The 4,210-nt window shown below is 31.1% G+C and carries 2 protein-coding genes; both read right to left on the minus strand.

Annotated features, from left to right (window positions below):
* Positions 1 to 324: 324 nt before the first annotated feature.
* Positions 325 to 2,991: a DEAD/DEAH box helicase gene (locus GJ691_RS11320; protein WP_154366951.1), complete on the minus strand. Its 2,667-nt coding sequence runs from the start codon at positions 2,989 to 2,991 to the stop codon at positions 325 to 327.
* 2 nt (positions 2,992 to 2,993) lie between these two features.
* The gene (locus tag GJ691_RS11325; RefSeq protein WP_154366952.1) at positions 2,994 to 3,929 is read right to left on the minus strand and encodes a HamA C-terminal domain-containing protein; all 936 of its coding nucleotides are present in this window, start codon (positions 3,927 to 3,929) and stop codon (positions 2,994 to 2,996) included.
* Between the last annotated feature and the right edge of the window lie 281 nt (positions 3,930 to 4,210).

Below are 4,210 nucleotides of genomic sequence, written 5' to 3' on the forward strand. Positions count from 1 at the left end.
CAATTGATATGGTTTACAATCAACTATATGGGGAAACCGCCTGCTTTATCTAACCGGCAGGGCAACGAATCCACGAATCTTCGAGACCACTCCCCTACTATTATCCCTTCGACTTTGTTCAGGACAGGCTAGGGTTGCATAAAAAAGTCTTGACACGTAGAAAATGTGGTGTCAAATGTACCTGCGCTACAAACTGCCAAAAGCAATCAGCCATTGGCTATAAGTTTTACCAAGCCAAACTTGTGTGATTTATGAATGCTTTAAAAAACAATAGACCAGAATAAGGGGCTAAAATTTTCATAGGCCGTTTGCAAATTATAAAAGCTAATCTTTATAAAGAAACCCTTTTCTTTTTAGATACCTGTTGTATGCATTACTTAAGCCTTCAACAGACTTCTGTCTAGATAACCAATTCAGCGGGGTTTCATGTTCTTCCTCTGGTATTATTCTGTAAAGTTTTATTGCAATTGACCTTGATATTCCTTTTGAAATAAGAAACAAAACTAAAGCATTGTAAGTTCCTAATTCTAGCATTGTCGGCATAGATAGGCTTAATTTATATTCTTCTTTTTGATTATCATCCATGAAAAAGTCTAACATGTCCGCCAAAAGCTTCATATATTTTACAAGAACAAAACTAATAATTGTAGAATATACTTTTATTACTTCATTAATTTTTCGATTTACTTTTCTCTTATCATTAAGGTCAAGAATACCTCTAATTTTTGAATCAAAATTCAATTCATTGCTAATTAGTTGTTTCATGCTTTTATTTTGTAGCCACAATACAGCATAAAATACCATTTGGCTTAAAGAGCGTGAAATATCATGTTTAAAGTAAGCTTCTCTTTTAAAATTGAAAATATCATCTAGTAAGCTTAAAATATTATCCAACTGTCCAAATAAGTTCGTTTCACTATGTGTCTTACTTTGGCGATTTTGTTTATTCCAAATTTTATATAGGTTTTCATTTTCATAAAACACCCAATTGTCTATGCCTTCTTTTTTTATTTTGTTGAACAAAGTATTTTGAAATTCAGGGTCAATACTGGGATTAAGCCTTAGTAAGTCGTACGGGATATTTATATCATTTAACTTTACAGTAAGTGAATCTATAATAGCGTTAATATTTTCTTCTTTTAAATTTTTACTCTTCAGATAGTCTTCTAGAGCTTTTTCACCTTTCAAAAACTTATGCTTAAGGAAACTGACAGCATATTCTAATTCTTTGATTGCGTCATTTAAGGGTTGATTTAGGGCATTTATAATATCATCTATAGGATGTTTTAAAAGTTTATTAATCGCTGGTACTATTTCCATTTCTGGATTTTGAACAAATTGTTCTTCGGCCCATTCTTCATCTTCTTTTTCTAAGCATAAAACCGTTCCGATTAACGAATCTTTGATTCTACCCGCTCTGCCCACAATGTTTCCAAATTCAAAAGAACTTAATTGAATACTATCCTTTTTTGCAATTGGTATAAAAACCTTTTCAGCAGGAAGATTAATGCCTTCCATTAAAGTCGATGTGCAAACAATATTATCTAATTTTCCGTTTGAAAACAGAAATTCTAATTCTCCTCTTATAATTTCTGGTATTTTACCATGATGAAAAGCCGTTTTTGTTTTTAAGCCGTCAATTAAATAATACTCTGGATGAATTTCTTCCTTAATTAATTCAATTAAATCAACGATGTCTTGGTCAATTTTCTGTTTTTCTTTGTTAGCTGATAACTCGGCAGCTAGCTTTGTTGCAAAATTTTCAGCCCAATCTGTTCGGGGAAAATAAATTATATTTTTACTGTTTTTGCCAAAAAGAGGGACTATTTTGGTCAAGGCCTGTTGTTTTCCTGATGCTAGTAATCTTCTGAAATCAAAATCAACATCAATCTGTATGTCATTTAGATGAGTTCCTTGAAAAAAAATTTTTATTATAATTGAATTATCTTTTTCAGGATTAGCCCTTAAAACAGCTTTTAACTGAAATACAGGTGAAAAAACAGTTTGTAAGTTCCTACTTTCCTCATTGAAAATTAATTTAAAAAGGAGATGTGGATTATTTAAAAATGGACCAGCTATTATTTTTCTGGATGTTGACCAAAGTGCTTCAATTTCATTAAGTAAAAACTCTAAAAAGAATCCTCTGCTATCTTCATTCTCAATGTTTTGGACTTCATCAAGAAATATAATTTCGGGTTCTAATTGAGTATCGTACGAGTATTGAATTAGCTTTAGCGTTCTTTCAGGTGTGAGTATAAATAATTCCTTTGAAGAAAATTCCTCTAAATTTTCATCTTCTTTTTCTATAAATGCTGTATTAATAGATACATCGTCGTTTAACACATTCTTAAAGTCTTCAGCGACTTGAGATATTAGGGCCCTAGTTGGTACTATATATATGACAAAAGCACTTTTATTTTTTGAGAAAAATTCAAGAATGTAGTTTTGAATAATATAAGATTTACCAGCAGATGTCGGAGCGGAAATTGCTATATTTTCTTTAGTTTTTGTTAGGGCATCCCAAAGTTTTTTTTGATAATCTGAACCAATAATCGTTTCAATTCCAGCAACTTTAATTTCATTTACAGCTAATTTAGCTCCTAGTTCATAATCCAAAGTGGGTCCAAAATTATCTTTGAATTGAAAATATCCATCTCTTGGGCTTATTTCAATGAGTTTTTTAAAAAATCTAGAAGCAATTAAATTACCTGATCGTGATAGAATTATATATGCAGCCTTAACGTAATCTGATTCCTCATATTCAAGAAAAAGAAGTATTCCAAAAACAGAACCAATAAACTTATCATCCTCATTATCACTTGTGGAAATAATGGTTGCTAACCATATGGCTTGATCAACTTCTTCTTGATTAATTATTTCTTTTTTCTTTTCAAGATTTATTTCAGAAAAAAATCTATTTGTAATTAAACTACCAATTATCTTTTTGAAGACAGGATGCTCCCTAGCTGATTGTATAGTCTTATTTGACATTTTTAATTAACTCTTTGGAAAATTTTATCATTATGAAAAACCTTATAGCATAACTCTCTAAAACTGTTTACGCATACTACTGGCATCATAAAAAACTCTAATGTAATATTTTTAGTTTTTGGTAATGCCTCCCCAATATATTTGGCCCTCCTATCCTTAATCTTCAAAAGAAATTTGTTTATCTCATTCTCTATATCTGGTAAATTATCATCAATCATCTTTTCAATTTTACCTTCTTTATACATTAAGAAAGCCGGATAACAGATACTATATTGTTTGAATTCAGGTTGTTTTGTTCTTAGACTTCTATATATTAAATCAAGGGAATCCTTATCCAAATTATTCAAGTCTCTACTCAAGTGTTTTTTTGCCACACTTAATTCTCTATCAATGGAATCAGGGTTATCAATATATCTTGAGATTGAATCTAAGGCATCACTTACACAAACGCTGAAACTACCCCGCATTTTTGATTCACCAAGGAAAAGAGTGGATTTGCCTGCCCTAGAACCTAAAAACAAACCATCTGAACCCTTAACTTGGTCGTTGTTATTGTAAGTTTGACCAATCTTATGAACAACTAAAGGTGCTTTAAGCAGTGCTTCAACAAAAAGATAAAGTATAAGTTCTCCATACCTTCCATCTCGCAAAGGGTCTGTATTACCAAAATAACTTAATGCTTTTTCTTGTGGAGATTCACCATCTTCCAGAATTTCTAATATTTCAAATTTTTCAAAAACATAACTTTCTACTTGAGTCAGTAAATATCTAATGAAGCCCTCATAATCGGGTTTGGTTTTGTTGAAGTTCAAGCAATAAAAATTAATCTTCGCACCACTTACTATTTTTTTATCCACTAAACGGAACCAAGACGAAAATTCTTTGCTATCAACTTTTAAAAGTTTTAACCAATCAATTTCGCTAATTGTTTTAGCCATAAAATATTTGGTCTTATTTGTTGAACCTGATAATTGAAATTAATAATAGTGATTGTGGAGGTTTATCAAATATAAATAGAATTAACAAGTAATCAATTACGGAAATCCGTAATAGTAATTAATAATGTAGTAAAATACCCTTCCACTCATATTTATACATCGCTAGTTATTTTGTGTTATAGTGATATATGCTTCTCCTGTGTCGATGTCACTCCTCTCCTACCCCTTCGACAACGCCAAGGACGGACTTGGATCATATAAAAGTGTTCAGGGCCATAGAA

The organism is Maribacter luteus (assembly GCF_009674825.1).
Classification (GTDB): Bacteria; Bacteroidota; Bacteroidia; order Flavobacteriales; family Flavobacteriaceae; genus Maribacter_A; species Maribacter_A luteus.

Bases quoted from the DNA above. Each gene is read 5' to 3' on its own strand.
- GJ691_RS11320 (WP_154366951.1), bottom strand. From the start codon at position 2,991: ATGTCAAATAAGACTATACAATCAGCTAGGGAGCATCCTGTCTTCAAA.
- GJ691_RS11325 (WP_154366952.1), bottom strand. From the start codon at position 3,929: ATGGCTAAAACAATTAGCGAAATTGATTGGTTAAAACTTTTAAAAGTT.